The 16,109-nt window shown below is 67.6% G+C and carries 13 protein-coding genes and 1 pseudogene; 10 read left to right on the top strand and 4 right to left on the bottom strand.

Going from position 1 to position 16,109, the window contains the following annotated elements; translation table 11 throughout:
- Window positions 1–45: 45 nt before the first annotated feature.
- From RQI28_RS11320 to RQI28_RS11300, 5 genes are all read left to right on the top strand, one after another.
- Window positions 46–1,629: an ABC transporter ATP-binding protein gene (locus RQI28_RS11320; protein ID WP_311222701.1), complete on the top strand. Its 1,584-nt coding sequence runs from the start codon at window positions 46–48 to the stop codon at window positions 1,627–1,629.
- Window positions 1,622–2,710, top strand: a complete 1,089-nt coding sequence (locus tag RQI28_RS11315) for an ABC transporter permease (protein WP_311222700.1) — start codon at window positions 1,622–1,624, stop codon at window positions 2,708–2,710. The genes RQI28_RS11320 and RQI28_RS11315 overlap by 8 nt, the downstream gene beginning before the upstream one ends.
- Window positions 2,710–3,630: an ABC transporter permease gene (locus RQI28_RS11310; protein WP_311222699.1), complete on the top strand. Its 921-nt coding sequence runs from the start codon at window positions 2,710–2,712 to the stop codon at window positions 3,628–3,630. The genes RQI28_RS11315 and RQI28_RS11310 overlap by 1 nt, the downstream gene beginning before the upstream one ends.
- An 86-nt stretch (window positions 3,631–3,716) precedes the next feature.
- Entirely contained in the window at window positions 3,717–4,880 is a 1,164-nt protein-coding gene (locus tag RQI28_RS11305; RefSeq protein ID WP_311222698.1) for a BMP family ABC transporter substrate-binding protein, read from the top strand.
- A 122-nt stretch (window positions 4,881–5,002) separates the two neighbouring features.
- On the top strand, window positions 5,003–6,055 hold the full coding sequence (locus tag RQI28_RS11300) for an adenosine deaminase (protein WP_311222697.1): 1,053 nt from the start codon (window positions 5,003–5,005) through the stop codon (window positions 6,053–6,055).
- 157 nt (window positions 6,056–6,212) lie between these two features.
- Here the strand turns inward: RQI28_RS11300 and RQI28_RS11295 are convergent, their stop codons facing one another.
- A complete protein-coding gene (locus RQI28_RS11295; protein WP_311222696.1) occupies window positions 6,213–7,304 on the bottom strand; it encodes a glyoxalase superfamily protein in 1,092 nt (363 codons plus the stop codon).
- A gap of 151 nt (window positions 7,305–7,455) precedes the next feature.
- Here RQI28_RS11295 and RQI28_RS11290 point away from each other — a divergent pair.
- Window positions 7,456–9,614, top strand: a pseudogene (locus RQI28_RS11290) (penicillin acylase family protein); the annotation flags it as partial.
- 73 nt (window positions 9,615–9,687) lie between these two features.
- Here the strand turns inward: RQI28_RS11290 and kynA are convergent.
- From kynA to kynB, 3 genes are all read right to left on the bottom strand, one after another.
- Window positions 9,688–10,566 (bottom strand): tryptophan 2,3-dioxygenase, encoded by an 879-nt coding sequence (gene kynA, locus RQI28_RS11285; protein ID WP_311222695.1) that lies wholly within the window; start codon window positions 10,564–10,566, stop codon window positions 9,688–9,690.
- 2 nt (window positions 10,567–10,568) lie between these two features.
- Window positions 10,569–11,858, bottom strand: a complete 1,290-nt coding sequence (gene kynU / locus RQI28_RS11280; RefSeq protein ID WP_311222694.1) for a kynureninase — start codon at window positions 11,856–11,858, stop codon at window positions 10,569–10,571.
- Between the two features lie 95 nt (window positions 11,859–11,953).
- Window positions 11,954–12,613 (bottom strand): arylformamidase, encoded by a 660-nt coding sequence (kynB, locus tag RQI28_RS11275; protein WP_311222693.1) that lies wholly within the window; start codon window positions 12,611–12,613, stop codon window positions 11,954–11,956.
- 264 nt (window positions 12,614–12,877) lie between these two features.
- Here kynB and RQI28_RS11270 point away from each other — a divergent pair, with 264 nt between their 5' ends.
- The 4 genes from RQI28_RS11270 (at window position 12,878) to RQI28_RS11255 (ending at window position 16,070) form a co-directional block, all read left to right on the top strand.
- Window positions 12,878–13,348 carry an Lrp/AsnC family transcriptional regulator gene (locus RQI28_RS11270; RefSeq protein ID WP_311222692.1) on the top strand — a complete coding sequence of 157 codons (471 nt, stop codon included), beginning with the start codon at window positions 12,878–12,880 and terminating at the stop codon, window positions 13,346–13,348.
- A gap of 198 nt (window positions 13,349–13,546) precedes the next feature.
- Entirely contained in the window at window positions 13,547–13,870 is a 324-nt protein-coding gene (locus tag RQI28_RS11265; RefSeq protein ID WP_311222691.1) for a FeoA domain-containing protein, read from the top strand.
- A complete protein-coding gene (locus RQI28_RS11260) occupies window positions 13,867–15,786 on the top strand; it encodes a ferrous iron transporter B (protein WP_311222690.1) in 1,920 nt (639 codons plus the stop codon). The genes RQI28_RS11265 and RQI28_RS11260 overlap by 4 nt, the downstream gene beginning before the upstream one ends.
- Window positions 15,786–16,070, top strand: a complete 285-nt coding sequence (locus RQI28_RS11255) for a hypothetical protein (RefSeq protein ID WP_311230892.1) — start codon at window positions 15,786–15,788, stop codon at window positions 16,068–16,070. Before RQI28_RS11260 ends, RQI28_RS11255 begins: the two co-directional genes overlap by 1 nt.
- The last annotated feature ends 39 nt before the right edge of the window (window positions 16,071–16,109 follow it).

Genomic DNA, 16,109 nt, shown 5'->3' with positions numbered 1-16,109 from the left:
CGCGCGGGCCGGCCGACCCCTGCAACCTGATACACAATCGACCGGATGAATCCTTCCCCTTCCACTGCCGCATCCGGCGCCGCTCCCCCGCGGCTGCGGCTTGCGGGCATCACCAAGCGCTATCCGGCGGTGGTGGCGAATGACGGTGTGTCGCTGACCGTGCAGCCCGGCGAGGTGCACGCGGTGCTGGGCGAGAACGGCGCTGGCAAGTCGACGCTGATGAAGATCATCTACGGCGCCGCCAAGCCGGACGAAGGCGCCATCGAATTCAACGGCCAGCCGGTGGCGGTGCGCAACCCGCAGGAGGCGCGTGCGCTCGGCATCGCCATGGTGTTCCAGCACTTCAGCCTGTTCGACACGCTGACGGTGGCCGAGAACGTGTGGCTGGGCCTGGACAAGCACCTGAAGCTGGCCGACGTAACGGCGCGCATCACCGCCACGGCGGCCGAATACGGGCTGGACATCGACCCCCTGCGCCCCGTGCACACGCTGAGCGTGGGGGAGATGCAGCGCGTGGAAATCATCCGCGCGCTGCTCACGCAGCCTCAATTGCTGATCTTGGACGAACCCACCTCGGTGCTCACGCCGCAGGCCGTCGACAAGCTCTTCGTGGTGCTGCGCCAGCTGGCCAGCGAAGGCTGCAGCATTCTCTACATCAGCCACAAGCTGCACGAGATTCGCGCGCTGTGCACGGCCTGCACGGTGCTGCGCGGCGGCAAGGTGACGGGCGTGTGCAATCCGTCCGAAGAGTCGAACGCGTCGCTGTCGCGCCTGATGATCGGCGCGGAGCCGCCGGCGCTGAATCACCGGCCGGCGCAGCGGGGCGATACGGTGCTGCGGGTCCAGGCGCTCAGCCTGCCGCGCACCGACCCGTTCGGCGTCGACCTGGTCGATCTGGACTTCGAAGTGCGAGCGGGCGAGGTGGTGGGCATTGCCGGTGTGTCGGGCAACGGCCAGAAGGAGCTGCTGTATGCGCTGTCTGGCGAAGACCAGCGCGCCCAGCCGGCCATGGTGCAGGTGGGCGGGCGCCCGGCAGGTCGCCTGAACCCGCGCCAGCGCCGCGCCCTGGGCCTGCACTTCGTGCCCGAAGAGCGCCTGGGCCGGGGCGCCGTGCCCAGCATGGGCCTGGCGCACAACCTGCTGCTCACGCGCAGTGATTCGGTGGGCGCCGGTGGCTGGATCCGCACCGGGGCGCTGGCCGCCCATGCGCGTTCCATCATCGACCGCTTTCACGTCAAGGCGGGCGGGCCGCAGGCGGCGGCGAAGTCGCTGTCGGGCGGCAACCTGCAGAAGTTCATCGTGGGCCGCGAGATCGACGCACGCCCCAAGCTGTTGATCGTCTCGCAGCCCACCTGGGGCGTGGACGTGGGCGCGGCCGCGCAGATCCGCGGCGAAATTCTGGCGCTGCGCGACGCGGGTTGTGCGGTGCTGGTGCTGAGCGAGGAGCTGGACGAATTGTTTGAAATCAGCGACCGCCTGCACGTGGTGGCCAAGGGCCATCTGTCGCCCTCGGTGGACCGGCAGGAGGCCACCGTGGAGCGCATCGGCGAATGGATGAGCGGCCTGTGGCATACCGATGTGCAATCGCGCCTGGGCCGGGCCGAAGCAGGAGAGACCGCGCATGTTTAAGTTGGAACCCCGTCCCCAGGCCTCGCGCTGGTGGACCTATGGCTCACCGCTGCTGGCGCTGGCCTTCACGGTGCTGATCGGTGTGGCGCTCTTTGCCGCCCTGGGCAAAGACCCGGTGCGCGGCCTGCAGGTGTTCTTCTGGGAGCCGGTCAAATCGCAGTACGCCATCGGCGAGCTGATGGTCAAGGCCACGCCGCTGTTGCTGATCGCGCTGGGGCTGGCGGTGTGCTTTCGCTCCAACGTGTGGAACATCGGGGCGGAAGGGCAGTTCGTCATCGGTGCGGTGGCGGCGGGCGGCATGGCGCTGCTGGCCGACAAGACCACCGGCCCGTGGATCGTGCCCGTCATCTTGCTGGCCGGGGTGCTGGGCGGCATGTGCTGGGCAGGCATCACCGCGCTGCTGCGCGACCGCTTCAATGCCAATGAAATCCTGGTCAGCCTGATGCTGGTGTATGTCGCCACGCTGCTGCTGGGCTACCTGGTCTACGGGCCGTGGAAAGACCCGATGGGCTACAACTTTCCGCAGACCAAAACCTTCGAGCGCGTGACGCAGATCCCCAAGCTCATGCAGGGCTCGCGCATGACCATCGGCCTGCCGATCGCGCTGGCGGCGGCGGCTGCGCTGTGGGTGTTTCTGTTCCGCACCCGCGCGGGCTTTGCCCAGCAGGTGGGCGGGCTGGCGCCGGCAGCGGCGCGCTATGCAGGGTTTTCTTCGCGCCGGGCGCTATGGACGGCGCTGTTGATCTCTGGCGGCGCGGCCGGCCTGGCCGGTGCGCTGGAAGTGGCCGGGCCGCTGGGCCAGCTGACGCCGTACGTGCCCGCCGGCTACGGCTTCGCGGCCATCATCGTGGCCTTCGTGGGGCGGCTGCACCCGGTGGGCATGGTGTTCTCGGCCGTGCTGATGAGCATGTTCTACATCGGCGGTGAGCTTGCGCAGTCGCGCCTGGGGCTGCCCAAATCGCTGACCGGCGTATTCCAGGGGCTGCTGCTGTTCACGCTGCTGGCCTGCGACACCCTGATCGCCTACCGCGTGCGCTGGGTGGGTGCCCGTCCCGTCTCGTCTTCCGCAGGAGCCCGCTGATGGAGTCTTACGCATTGCTGCTGGGCTCCACGCTCAGCGCCGGAACGGTGCTGGCGATTGCCGCCCTGGGCCTGCTCATCAACGAAAAGGCCGGCATCGTCAACCTCGGGGCCGAGGGCTTGATGCTCTGCGCCGCGATTGCCGGCTTTGCCACCGTGGTTCACACGGGCAACACCTGGCTGGGTTTTGCGGCCGGCATGGCGGCGGGGGCGCTGCTGGCGGCCATCTTCGGCGTGCTGGTGATCTGGCTGAACACCAACCAGTACGCGACCGGCCTGGCGCTGAGCCTGTTCGGCGTCGGCTTTTCGGCGTTCGTGGGCATCAGCTATGTGCAGGCCAAGCTGCCCGAGCTGCCGCGCTATGCCATTCCGGTGCTGGGCGACATTCCGCTGGCGGGGCCGGCGTTCTTTCGCCAGCACCCGCTGGTCTACCTGACCATGCTGCTGGTGGCCGGGCTGATCTGGTTCCTGTACCGCACGCGCGCCGGGCTGGTATTGCGTTCGGTGGGCGAATCGCCCGAATCGGCCCACGCGCTGGGCTATCCCGTTCGCCGCATTCGCCTGATGGCGGTGGTGGCCGGTGGCGCGCTGTGCGGCCTGTCGGGGGCGTACATCTCCACCGTCTACACGCCGCTCTGGGTCGAAGGCATGGTGGCCGGGCGCGGCTGGATCGCGCTGGCGCTCACCACCTTCGCCACCTGGCGCCCGGCACGGGTGTTGCTTGGTGCCTACCTGTTCGGCGGCGTGACGATGCTGCAATTCCACCTGCAAGCCTCTGGCGTACAGATGGCAAGCCAGTTGCTCAGCATGCTGCCGTATGTGGCCACCATCGTGGTGCTGGCGCTGATCTCGCGCAACCCGGCCTGGATCCGCGTGAACATGCCCGCGTCGCTGGGCAAGCCGTTCCAGGCCAGTTCCTAAATTCCGCCGACCGTTTTTTTGCTTTCTGCTTTCTGCTTTCGATTCCGCTGTTTTTCCTCTCACGTACTTCCTAGAAAAGAGAAGCCATGACCGACCTGACCAAACGCTCTTTCCTGCACACCGCCGCCCTGTCCGCCGTGGCCGCCGCCGCCCTGGCTGGCTGTGGCAAGAAGGAAGAGCCGGCCGCTGCGCCCGCCGCCACGCCGGCGCCTGCCGCGGCCCCCGCAGCCGCCAACACGCCGCTGAAGATCGCGTTCGCTTACGTCGGCCCGGTGGGTGACGGCGGCTGGTCTTTTGCGCACGACAACGGCCGCAAGGCCATCGAGAAGGAATTCGGCGACAAGGTCGTCACCAGCTTCGTCGAGAGCGTGCCCGAATCGGCCGACGCCGAGCGCGTGCTGCGCGACATGGCGGGCCAGGGCAACAAGCTGATCTTCGGCACCACGTTCGGCTACATGGAGTCGATCCAGAAGATCGCCCCTGACTTCAAGGACGTGAAGTTTGAACACGCCACCGGCTACAAGACGGCCGATAACGTGCGCACCTACGACAGCCGCACCTATGAAGGCGCTTACATGGCTGGCGTGATCGCCGGCGCCATGACCAAGACCAACACGCTGGGCGTGGTGGGCTCGGTGCCGATTCCCGAGGTGATCCGCAACATCAACAGCTTCACGCTGGGTGCGCAGTCGGTCAACCCGAACATCAAGACCAAGGTGGTGTGGGTCAACGAATGGTTCAGCCCGCCCAAGGAAACCGAAGCCGCCACGTCGCTGATCAACGGCGGTGCCGACGTGCTGTTCCAGAACACCGACTCGCCCGCCGTGCTGAAGACGGCGCAGGAAAAAGGCAAGCGCGCCTTCGGCTGGGACAGCGACATGACCGCCTACGGCCCCAAGGCCCACCTGGCATCGGCCGTGATCAACTGGGGCCCGTACTACATCAAGGCAACGCGCGATGCGCTGGACGGCAAGTGGACCACCGGCCAGAGCTGGTGGGGCGTGAAGGAAGGCGCGATCGACATCGTCTCCATCGCCGAAGACGTGCCGGCCGCAACCCGCGCCAAGGTCGATGAGGTCAAGAAGGGCCTGGCCGACGGCAGCTTCGTCATCTGGAAGGGCCCCATCGCCGGCCAGGACGGCAAGGAAGTGCTGGCGCAAGGTGCGGTGGCCGACGACAAGTTCCTGGGCGGCCTGAACTTCTACGTCAAGGGCGTGGAAGGCAGCGTGCCCGGCGGCGACAAGAAGTAAGCCTGCGCCGACTCGCCTTCAGCCACCAGGGCCGCCTTGTGCGGCCCTTTTTCATTTTTCGTTTCGTGCGCGGAGGAAGAAGGCATCATTCCATCCACCGCTGCACCCCAAGGAGTTCCACGATGAAGGTTCCCGTCATTGCCCACCAGCGCCTGCCCGAACTGCTGCGCGCCATGCCCAAGGCCGAGCTGCACATCCACATCGAAGGCTCGCTCGAGCCCGAGCTGATCTTCGCGCTGGCCGAGCGCAACGGCGTGCAGCTGCCCTATGCCGACGTCGAGGCGCTGCGCGGCGCCTATGCGTTCAGCGACCTGCAGAGCTTTCTGGACATCTACTACGCCGGCGCCAGCGTGCTGCTGCACGAGCAGGACTTCTATGACATGACGCGCGCCTACCTGGCCCGCGCCGCCGCCGACAACGTGGTGCATGCCGAAATCTTCTTCGACCCGCAGACGCACACGGCACGCGGCGTGCCCATCGACGTGGTGGTGGCCGGCCTGCACCGCGCCTGCACCGACGCGCGGGCCGAGCTGGGCATCTCCAGCGCGCTCATCTTGTGCTTCTTGCGCCACCTGAGCGAAGAAGACGCGCTGCAGACGCTGGAGTCGGCCCTGCCGCTGCGTGACAAGCTGGTCGGCGTTGGGCTGGACAGCAGCGAAGTAGGCCACCCGCCGGAAAAGTTTGCGCGCGTGTTCGCCCGCAGCCGCGAACTGGGCCTGCGCCTGGTGGCCCATGCGGGCGAAGAGGGCCCGCCCGCCTATATCTGGAGCGCGCTGGACGTGCTGAAGGTCGAGCGCATCGACCACGGCGTGCAGGCGGTGCACGACGCTGCGCTGATGCAGCGCCTGGCCGACGAGCGCATTGCACTCACCGTGTGCCCGCTGTCGAACCAGAAGCTGCGCGTGTTCCCCGACCTGGCCGACCACAACCTCAAACAGATGCTGGACGCCGGCCTGGCGGTGACGGTGAACTCGGACGACCCGGCCTACTTTGGCGGCTACATCAACGACAACTTCGTACAGCTCTTTGACGCCGTGCCGGCACTGACCGCCAAGGACGCCTATCACCTGGCGTTCAACAGCTTCGAAGCCAGCTTCGTGCCGCAGCCCGACAAGCACGCCTGGCAGCATCAGCTGAAGGCGTGCTTTGAGCGGTTTGCCGAACACCAGGGTTGATTTTTATAGCCAAATTGGGCTATAGCGCTTATCTATCAAGCGCTTCTAGCTATAAAATTAATAGCGTTTGAGGCTGTGGGCTATGGCCTGCCTCGGCGCGTCCTTGGGCGTCGTCGTGCTTTCAGAGCGGGTCACAGAAGCGTTGTGTGACCCGCTCTCAGTCCTGCACGAACCGCAGCCGGTTGCCGAACGGGTCGGTGACCGTCATCTGGTCGCCGCCCCAAGGTGCTTTCTCCACACCCGGCCGCATGACCGCATAGCCGCGCGCGATGAGTTCTGCATGGAAAGCCACCAGCCCGGTGCAATTCAAAAATACCGTCGCGCCGGCCGTGCCGTCCGCCTCGTGCTCCGACAGCATCAGCACGCAGCCGGCGCGTGACACCTGCAGAGAGCGGGGCGCATCACCGTCGACACGCTGCTCCCAATCCACCGCAAAGCCCAGCAGCCCTGCGTAGAAGCGCAGGGCACGGTCGACTCCCTCGATGCGCAGCAGCGGCATGGTCTGGTGCACCCGAAGCGCGTCGTTGGACGGGGCAGCCGCAGCGGGTTCGGGCCGAGGCCGGCGAGGCGGGGCGGCAGGTGTGGGCTCTTCAGCGTCAAGGAGATCTTCGCGGGTGCCCAGCAGCGGCCGAGGCGGGTTGGCCGCTTGCAGCGCTTCGTACACCCGCAGCGCGGCATAGGCATCGTTGGCGGCGTAGCGCTGCTGCGATTCCGTCAGCTGGGGCTGCGCCCAATTCGACGTGCCGATTTTCTTGGACTTGACGAAGCGCTGGCCGAACAGCAGGGCGACAGCGGTTTTCACCCCCACCGACTTGGGGTAGCCGAGGCCGCGCACTACGGAGTCCAGGTCGAGCAGCGCGTGTACTGGCCCGCCCAGCGACCGCGCCAATTGGCTGCGGTCGTTGTCCAGGCCAAAGCCTGCCTTGACCAGGCTGCGCGACGCCAGCAAGGCCTGCACTGCGCGGCGGCAGCCGGGCGAGGTCAGCTGGAACAGCCAGCCGCGCTCCAGCGTGGCGAACTGCACCAGGTGCGGGCCGGTCGATACGTCGCCGCGCACGAAGGTGGGTTTCGATTCGGTGTCGAAGCCGACGACGGGCAAGTCAATCAGCGCCTGCAGCGCGGTGGCCGCATCGGCATCGTTGTCGATCAGCCAGATGCGGCCGATGTCCAGGCCTTCGAACAGCGGCAGCAGTGCGATCTGCTCCTTGGTGGGCAGGGGGGGAGGGGATGAAGTGCGGGTAGTTGGCAAGAGGCGGTGCAGGTAGATGGGGAGGTGGGCAGCTTGCCAAGAATACGGCAGGGGCGACCCCGTGTCGGCGCAGGGGCGGAACCCGGGCAGGTGCCTGCACCAGTCCTGAAGCGTCCCGCGGCCTTGTCGCAGCCAGGACAAACATGCGGGGCGCAATATCGATTCCGACTTCTTCCACCGCCACGTCATTTCCAACGACGTGGTGGACCGCATGATCGCCGCGCAACCCGACAAACTGCGCCAGATGGTGTGCGGGGCTTCACGGCCGGCTACAACCGCTATGTGCGCGACGTGAAGGGCGGCGCCAGCGGCCACGCGGCGTGCCGCAGCGAAGCCTGGGTGGCCACGGTGACCGAGCAGGACCTCTGGCGCCGCATGATCGCGGCCAACCTGGCCGGCGGCTACAGCAACTTTGCGGCAGCCATTGCCAATGCGACGCCGCCGGCTGCCAGCACCGCCGCACCGCAAGCGGCTGCAGCCAAGGACACCGGCGCGTAGCCGCACCAGCTCGCTGCCATCGACCCCGCCAGCACGCGCACGCCCGACCTGCAGGTGGGCGGCACGCTGGGCATCGGCAGCAACATGTACGGCTTCGGCTCGGCGGTCACCGGCGAGGGCAGCCCGGTGCTGTTCGGCAACCCGCACTGGTACTGGAAGGGGCCCGACCGGTTCTACCAGGCGCAGCTGACCATCCCCGGCGAGCTGAACGTGAGCGGCGTGTCCTGCCTCGGCATTCCGGTCATGCTGATCGGCTTCAACGACAACGTGGCGTGGAGCCACACCGTCTCCACCGCGCGCCGCTTCGGCTTCTACCAGCTGACGCTGGCCGCCGGCAATGCCACCAGCTACCTGCGCGACGGACGCGCGGTGAAGATGACCGCCACCACCATCACCGTGCCCAGCCGCACCGCGGCAGGCGGCACGGCCGATGTGACGCGCACGCTCTACCGCTCGGAATACGGCCCGATGGTCAACCTGGCGACGCTGAACCCGGCGCTGGGCTGGAACCAGACCACCGCCTTCGCCATCCGCGACATCAACGGCGAGAACCTGCGCACCTTCCGCAACTGGATGCGCTGGAACCAGGCGAAGTCGCTGGACGAATTCATGGCCATCCAGCGGGAAGAGTCGGCCATTCCGTGGGTCAACACCGTGGCGGTGGGCCGTGGCGACAGCCGCGCCTGGTATGCCGACATCGGCGCCGTGCCCAATGTGCCGCCCGCGCAGGTGGCGTCTTGCACCACCGCTTTCGGCCGCGCCGTGGCCGCTGCGCTGCCCAAAAACGTGCCGTTCCTCGACGGCTCACGCAGCGAATGCGACTGGCAGAGCGACACCGATTCAGCGCAAAAGGGCGCCGTGGGCCCGGCGCGCATGCCCAGCCTGCTGCGCGCGGACTACGTGGGCAACATGAACGACAGCTACTGGCTGGCCAACCCGCGCGCTCCGCTCACCGGCTTCCCGGCCATCTTCGGCACCACCGGCACGCCGCAGAGCCTGCGCACGCGACTGGGCCACACCATGGCGCTGCAGCGGCTGGCGGGCACCGACGGCTACGCGGGCACGCAGGCCTCCAGCGCCATCGTGCGGCAGATGGTGCTGGGCAGCCGCGTCTACAGCGCCGAGCGCTTGAAGGACCAGGCGCTGGATGTGGTGTGTGCCACCACCGCCACCGCCGACGCGGCAGCGGCCTGCGCCGCGCTGCGCGCCTGGGACAACACCGGCAATGCCGACGCGCGCGGCTCGCATGTATGGGACGCCTTCTGGCGCCGCGCACAGGCCATCGTGCCCGCCGCGCAGCTGTATGCCGTGCCCTTCGATGCGGCCGACCCGGTCAACACCCCGCGCGATCTGTCGGCCTCCGCCGCGCCCGCGTTGCGCACCGCCTTCGCCGCCGCCGTCACCCAGGTGGCGCAGAGCGGCTTCGCCATGAATGCCGCGCGCGGCGAATTGCTGTTCGCCACGCGCGGCGGCCAGCGCATTGCGCTGTATGGCGGCTGCGGCGACGTGGGCTACTTCACCATCACCTGCTCGGAAAACCCCATCGAGCGCGGCGGTTGCACCATGGACGGCCAGCCGCACGGCAACAGCTACATGCAGGTGGTGAGCTTCCCCGCCGGCGGCGTGCAGGCGCACACCTTCCTGACGTTCTCGCTGTCTGACGACCCGGCCTCGGCACACTATGGTGACTACACCCGCGCATATGGCGCCAAGCAGTGGCTGCGCGTGCCGTTCGCCGAGTCGGAGATCACCGGCAATGCCGACTACCGCACGGTGAGCATCAGCGAGACGCTGAACGTCCAGGCTCCTTGAGACGACGCTTGAAGTAACAACGCCCTGCATCGAACGGATGCAGGGCGCTTCTTTTTGGGGGGCGGAAGAAGGCTTACAGCGACGTGCGCAGCCGCCAGATCTCAGGGAACAGCACCACGTCCAGCATCTTGCGCAGGTAGCTCACGCCGCCCGTTCCGCCCGTGCCGCGCTTGAAGCCGATCACGCGCTCCACCGTGGTCACATGGCGAAAGCGCCAGAGCCGGAAGGCGTCTTCCAGATCGGTCAGTTCTTCGCCCAGCTGGTACAGGTCCCAGTGCGTTTTCGGGTCTCGGTACACCGTCAGCCAAGCCTGTTCGACCGCATCGCTTTCGGGGTAGGGCTGGGTCCAGTCGCGCTCGGTGTGGCTGGCGGGCACGGCGATGCCGCGGCGCGCCAGCAGGCGCAGGGCCTCGTCGTACAGCGACGGGGCTTCATACGCCGCTTGCACCTGCGCCAGCAGTTCGGCGCGGTGTTCGTGCGGTTTGAGCATCGCGCGGTTCTTGTTGCCCAGCGCGAATTCGATGCTGCGGTACTGGTAGCTTTGAAAGCCGCTCGACTGGCCCAGGTACGGCCGCATGGCGCTGTATTCGGGCGGCGTCATGGTGGCCAGCACGTCCCAGGCATGCACCAGTTGCTCCATGATTTTCGATACGCGCGCCAGCATCTTGAACGCGGGCTGCAGCTCGTCGCTGGCCACGTGGGCAATGGCCGCGCGCAGCTCGTGCAGCATCAGCTTCATCCACAGCTCGCTGGTCTGGTGCTGCACGATGAACAGCATCTCGTCATGCGCGGGTGACAACGGTTTTTGCGCGGTAAGGATGGCGTCGAGCTGCAGATAGTCGCCATAGCTCATGCTGCGGCTGAAGTCGAGTTGCGCGCGCTCTTGGTGCACGACGGATTCGGGTGAGCCGGCCGCGGCGTGCTCATCAGGGGTGGAAGCGTGGGGGCACATGCTCAGGTCACCGCGTGCTGGCGATTGAATTCGGGGCGCTGCCATTCGGCCGTCTCCAGCACCTGGCGCAGGTGCTCCACCGCGTTCCAAACGTCCTCGAAGCCGATGTAGAGCGGCGTGAAGCCGAAGCGCAGGATGTCCTTGTGCGGACCTTCACCGCCATCCCCTTTTCGGAAGTCTCCAATCACGTTGCGCGCGATGAGCGCCTGCACGATGGCGTAGGCGCCCGTGTCCTTGGCCAGGCACACCTGCGATCCACGGCGTGCGTGCTCGCGCGGCGTGGCCAGCTCCAGGCCGTGGCCGGCGCAGCGCTCTTCCACCAGCGCGATGAACAGATCGGTCAGCGCGAGCGACTTGGCACGCAGCGCCGCCATGCCGCCCAGCGCATCTGCTGCCGTGAACACGTCCAGCCCGCATTGCAGGGCCGACAGGCTGATGATGGGCTGCGTGCCGCACAGGTAGCGGGTGATGCCGGCGGCCGGCTGGTAGCCGGGCGTGAACTGGAATGGCGCGGCGTGGCTCCACCAGCCCGACAGCGGTTGCCAGAAGCGATCGGCATGGCGCGGGTGCACCCAGACGAAGGCCGGCGCGCCGGGGCCGCCGTTGAGGTATTTGTAGCCGCAGCCCACCGAAAAGTCGGCGCCCGCTCCGTTCAGATCGACCGGCACCGCGCCCGCGCTGTGCGCCAGGTCCCACACGGTGAGGATGCCCGCGGCATGCGCTGCGGCGGTGATGCCCGCCATGTCGTGCATGGCGCCGGTGCGGTAGTTGACGTGGGTGAGCATCAGCACGGCGACGTCGGGCGTCAGCGCGGCCGCGATGTCGCCGGGCTCCACCAGCACCAGTTCGAGCCCGCGTTCACGGCACAGGCCTTCGGCGATGTAGAGGTCGGTGGGGAAGTTGCTGCGCTCGCTGACGATGCGGCGGCGCGCCGGGCTGTCTTCACGGGCGATGTTCAGCGCCGCGCTCAGCACCTTGTAGAGGTTGATGGACGTGCTGTCGGTACACACCACTTCGCCGGCGGCGGCGCCGATCAGCGGTGCCAGCTGGTCGCCCAGGCGCTGCGGCAGGTCGAACCAGCCGGCGCTGTTCCAAGACTTGATGAGGTCGGTGCCCCATTCGCGCGCCACCACGTCGGCCACGCGCGCGGCCGTGGCGCGCGGCGCCACGCCCAGCGAATTGCCGTCCAGGTAGATGACGCCGGGCGGCAGCGCGAAGTGCTCGCGCAGCGGTTTCAGCGGGTCGGCGGCGTCGCGCGCCAGGCAGTCTTGCAGGGTGGTGGTGGGGGTCATGATGCAGTTAGCTATTATTTTTGTAGCTGGTAGCGCTTATGTATCAAGCGTCGCAGGCCAAAAAGGCTTGAAGATTCGGGCGATGGGCAGTTCCGTCAGCCCAGCGCGCGCAGTACGGCGCGCACCGGCGACGCGTCGGCGGTGGTCAGCTTCAAGGGCAGGGCGATGAGTTCGTAGTCGCCTTCCGGTACTTCGTCGAGCACCAGGTTCTCCAGCACGCGCAGGCCACGTCGGCGGATCACCTGGTGGCTGTCCAGCGCCTTGCTGTCGGCCGGGTCGATGCTGGCGGTGTCGATACCCACCAGCACCACGCCGCGGTCGGCCAGGCGCTCGATGGTGTCCGGCGCATAGGCGGTCAGCTGCCCATCCCAGCAGTCCACCGGCATGCGTTGGTAGGTGCGCACCAGCACGCGGGCGGGCAGGGCGGCATCCGTCCCGCTCTGCGTGCCCACCGCATGGGCGATGTGATCCCAGGTGATGAGCGGGCCGCAGCCGATGGCGTGGATCACGCGGCACGGGCCGATGAACGCATCGAGCGCGACGTGGCCGATGCTGTCGCCCGCCGCGTCGTAATGCAGCGGCGCGTCGGCGTGCGTGCCCACGTGCGGCGACAGGGTGATGGCGCTGACGTTCACCGGGCAGCCCGGGCCGATGGTGGCGCACCACTGCTGCGTATAGGCCGTGTCGCCGGGAAAGACCGGGCTGGCGGCATGCACAGGGGCTGAGATGTCCCAGAGTCGCAAAGGTGTGGGCATGGCGGGTGTTGAAAAAGCGGTGGTCATGGGCACTGCCAATCAGTGAAGAAAAATCCGTTCGGGCTGAGCCTGTCGAAGCCAGGTCGCATACGCGAAAGCCCTTCGACAGGCTCAGGGCGAGCGGGTCTCACCAACCGGCATGGGTGGTTGCCGGTGCGTTTCGGGTAATGCTAGTCGCACAAGAGGGTAAAAGTCACTGGTCTATTTGGTTTGCTGTTAAAAATTGGATAATTCAACCTTCTAAGTCGCTGCTCCGGAATGTTTATGCAAAACCAGATCGATCGCATCGACCTTCAGCTGCTCGGCGCACTGCAGGCCAACGCCCGCCTCACATCGGGCGAGCTCGCCCAGATGGCTCACCTGTCGCAGTCGCCCTGCTGGCGGCGCGTGAAAAAGCTGGAAGACGACGGCGTCATCAGCGGTTACCACGCCGCACTGAACCGCCGCGCGCTGGGCTGGGGCGTGATGGCGTTCGTCATGGTGGGCATCGACCACCAGAACGAGATCGCCTCACGCGCATTCGAAGAAGCGGTCTGCGCCATTCCGGAGGTGGTGATGTTCCACGGCATCTCCGGCCCCGCAGACTTTTTGCTGGTGGTGGTGGCGCGCGACCTGGATGCGTATTCCGATCTGCTGCAAAGCAAGCTGCACCGCCTGCCGGGCGTGCGGCATGCGCATACCTATTTTTCGCTGCAGGAATTCAAGGGCCAGGTGGGCGGTTTGCCGGTGGCCTGACCCCATGGCAGCCGGCCTGGGTTCAGGCCGCGCCGTCTTCCAGCGGCGGCAGCTGAAACCGCCTGCGCGCACGGTGGCAGGCGACGGTCATTGGGGGCGTGCAGCATAAGCCAGCGGCCGGGTGGTTATGACCCACGTCAACGCTGCACTACTGCCGGCTCGTAAAATGAGAATTAATATCATTTCAAACAGGTTCCCATGAAATCCTTCCAGGACGGCTCCACGGCCCCCCTGGCGCCAGCTGCCGCATGCGCGCCGTCCGTCGGACTCGACACGCTGGCGCGCCATGTTCCCGCCACCGTCACCGGCCTGCTGCCCGCCAGCGACGCCGCACAGCGCGACGTGGTGCTGCGGCTGATGGAAATCGGCTTTCTGCCGGGCGAACCTGTGCGCGTGGTGGCCAGCGGACTGCCGGGCGGAGACCCCATCGCCGTGCGCGTGGGGCAAGCCACCTTCGCGCTGCGCCGCCATGAAGCCGCTCTGGTGCAGGTACAGGTCCACACCGAAGGTGCCGCCGCATGAGCACCACCACCACGGCATCCATCCCGTCGACGGCCGGCCAGCCGCTGCGCATCGCCCTGCTGGGCAACCCCAACTGCGGCAAGACCGCGCTCTTCAACCTGCTGACCGGCGCGCGCCAGAAGGTCGCCAACTACGCCGGCGTGACCGTCGAGCGCAAGGAAGGCTCGCTGGTCACCGCCAGTGGCCGGCGCGTGCGCGTGCTGGACTTGCCCGGCGCCTACAGCCTGCATGCGCAGAGCATGGACGAAGCCGTCACGCGCGACATCGTGACGGGCAAGCGCGCGGGCGAGCCTGCGCCCGACGTGTTGGTGTGCGTGACCGACGCCACCCATCTGCGGCTGAACCTGCGCCTGGTGCTGGAGGCGCGCGCTCTGGGCCTGCCCATGGTGCTGGTGCTGAACATGAGCGACATGGCCGAGCGCCAGGGCATCGTGATTGACCGTGAGGCGCTTGAGCGCGAGCTGGGCATGCCGGTGATCGCCACCGTGGGCGTGCGCAGCGGCGGCGCGCAGGACCTGGTGCGCTGGCTCGACGCAGTGCAGCCGGCGGCGCTGGGCGCCCTGGCGGCCCATGCCGCTGCTGCGCCGGCGGCCATGGCTGACCCGCAGCAGCAGGTGCTGCAACTGCACCAGGAAGTGCGCCGCGTGATGGAGGTGGCCGTGCGCGAGCCGCTGGTGAGCCTGCGCCGCGACGACCGCATCGACGCCGTGGTGCTGCACCCCGTGTGGGGCCTGCTGCTGCTGGCGGCCACGCTGTTTCTGATGTTCCAGGCCGTCTTCAGCTGGGCCGAAGCGCCCATGGGCTGGATCGAGGCCACCACGGCCGCCGCAGGCGCCGGGGTGAATGCGCACATGGGCGAGGGCGCGCTGCGCAGCCTGCTGACCGACGGCATCATTGCGGGCGCGGGCGGCGTCATCGTGTTTCTGCCGCAGATCCTGATCCTGTTCTTCTTCATCCTGGTGCTGGAAGATTCCGGCTACCTGCCGCGCGCAGCCTTCCTGCTCGACCGCGTCATGGGCACGGTGGGGCTGTCGGGCCGCTCGTTCATTCCGCTGCTGTCGAGCTTTGCCTGCGCCATTCCCGGCATCATGGCCACGCGCTCGATTCCGCACTGGCGCGACCGGCTGGTCACCATCATGATCGCGCCGCTGATGACCTGCTCGGCCCGCCTGCCGGTGTATGCGCTGCTGATCGCCGCGTTCATTCCGGAGCGCACCGTGGCCGGGCTCTTCAACCTGCAGGGCCTGGTGCTGTTCGCGCTGTACGTGGGCGGCATCGTCAGCGCCATGGCCGTGGCCTGGGTCGCCAAGCTGCTGCGCAGCGGCGCCGCAGCCACCCCGCTGCTGATGGAGCTGCCCACCTACCGCTGGCCCAGCCTGCGCGGGCTGGCCATCGGCCTGTGGGAACGGGCGCTGATCTTCCTGCGCCGCGTGGGCGGCATCATCCTGGCCGTCACCGTGCTGCTGTGGTTCCTGTCGTCGTTCCCGGGCGCGCCCGCGGGCGCCACCGGCCCGGCCATCGAATACAGCTTCGCCGGGCGCATCGGCAGCATGCTGGAGGTGATCTTCGCGCCCATCGGCTTCAACTGGCAGATCTCCATCGCCCTGGTGCCCGGCATGGCCGCGCGCGAGGTGGCGGTGGGCGCGCTGGGCACCGTGTATGCGCTGTCCGCCACCGGCGACGAAACCGCTGCGCAACTGGGGCCGCTGATCGCGCAGAGCTGGTCGCTGGCCACCGCGCTGTCGCTGCTGGTGTGGTTCATCTTCGCGCCGCAATGCATCTCCACCATCGCCGCCGTGCGCCGCGAAACCAACAGCTGGCGCTGGCCGCTGGTGATGGCGGGCTACCTGTTCGCGCTGGCCTACATCGCCAGCTTCATCACCTACCGCATCGCCGTGGCGATGGGAGCCGGGTGATGAGCAGCATGGCGCAGAACCTGGTCGTTGGACTGATCGTGGCGTTGGCTGCGCTGTATGTGCTGTGGCGCTACATGCCCCAGCGCTGGCGCGGCCGGCTGGGGCGGGTGCATTCCAGCCTGGGCCAGGCGCCGGGCTGCGGCAGCAGCAGCGACGGCGGAGGCTGCGCCACTTGCGGGTCGTGCGGCAGCGCGGGCGCTGCGGCAGGCGATCAGGGAGCCAAGGCGCCTGTGGAAAAGCCGGTGGCGATGCCGCCTTCGCACCGGCACGGCGCTGGCGATTGATGTCTGATCGCTATTAAAAATATAGCTGCTCGCGCTTGT

This window comes from Acidovorax sp. WCS2018Noco2-16 (assembly GCF_031843945.1).
In the GTDB taxonomy this organism is placed as follows: Bacteria; Pseudomonadota; Gammaproteobacteria; order Burkholderiales; family Burkholderiaceae_C; genus Paracidovorax.
Note: the sequence above shows the minus strand (reverse complement) of the source record. Positions and strands in the feature narration are given on the sequence as shown.